The 1,086-nt window shown below is 33.5% G+C and carries 1 protein-coding gene; it reads left to right on the top strand.

Annotation, left to right across the window (positions count from 1 at the left end; translation table 11 throughout):
• Window positions 1-1,086: HAD-IC family P-type ATPase (locus GQX97_RS12335; protein ID WP_157152219.1), on the top strand; the 1,086-nt coding region annotated here is incomplete at both ends.

Here is a 1,086-nt window from a genome sequence, read left to right as displayed (position 1 = left end):
TATAGTTAATGTTGTAGTAAAAGCTGGGTATCAGGTTTTAGGTAAAGAGGAAGACCCTGCAGTTGTAAAAGCAAGAGAGATAAAAGAGCAGAAAATAAGACTTATAGTATCAGCAATATTTTCTATACCWTTGTTTTATATATCGATGGCACCAATGGTAAGTTTTGTTAAGTTTCCGATACCTAGTTTTTTGGTGCATCACATTAATCCGCAAGTTTTTTCTATAGTAGCAATATTTTTATGTGTACCTGTTATGATATCAGGTTATAAATTTTATACATTAGGTTTTCCTGCACTTTTTAGAGGTTCACCTAATATGGACTCACTTGTAGCAATAGGAACAACTGCTGCATTTAGTTATAGTATTTACTCTACTGTTTTRGCATTTATGGGACTTAATYCTCATGGWGATAATCTTTATTATGAATCAGCTGCTGTTATAATCACATTAGTACAGTTTGGAAAATATTTAGAGGCTAGAAGCAAAGGAAAAACAGGAGAAGCAATAAAAAAACTTATGGGGCTTCAGCCTAAAACTGCTACTATAATACAAAATGGAGAAGAAAAAGARATAAAAATTTCAGATGTAAAAGTTGATGATATAGTATTAGTTCGTCCTGGAGAGAAGATTCCTGTTGACGGAGAAATAATAGAAGGATACAGYAGTGTTGATGAATCAATGCTTACAGGTGAGAGTATACCAGTTGAAAAAAGCGTTGGYGATAAAGTGGTTGGTGCTTCTATAAATAAAACAGGAAGTTTTAAATTCAAAGCTCAAAAAGTAGGGGCTGATACTGCATTAGCTCAGATTATAAAACTTGTAGAAGATGCTCAGGGTTCAAAAGCTCCAATAGCACATATTGCCGATGTTGTTTCTTCTTAYTTTGTACCTGCTGTAATAACTATAGCTTTRATATCYGGTATAATTTGGTTTATAGCTCTTCACAATTTCGTATTTTCTTTAACAGTATTTGTATCGGTACTTGTTATAGCTTGTCCTTGTGCTTTAGGACTTGCAACTCCTACAGCTATAATGGTTGGTACTGGAAAAGGTGCTGAACTTGGAATACTTTTTAAAAATGCTGA

The organism is Brachyspira sp. SAP_772, assembly GCF_009755885.1.
Lineage (GTDB): Bacteria > Spirochaetota > Brachyspiria > Brachyspirales > Brachyspiraceae > Brachyspira.
Note: the sequence above shows the minus strand (reverse complement) of the source record. Positions and strands in the feature narration are given on the sequence as shown.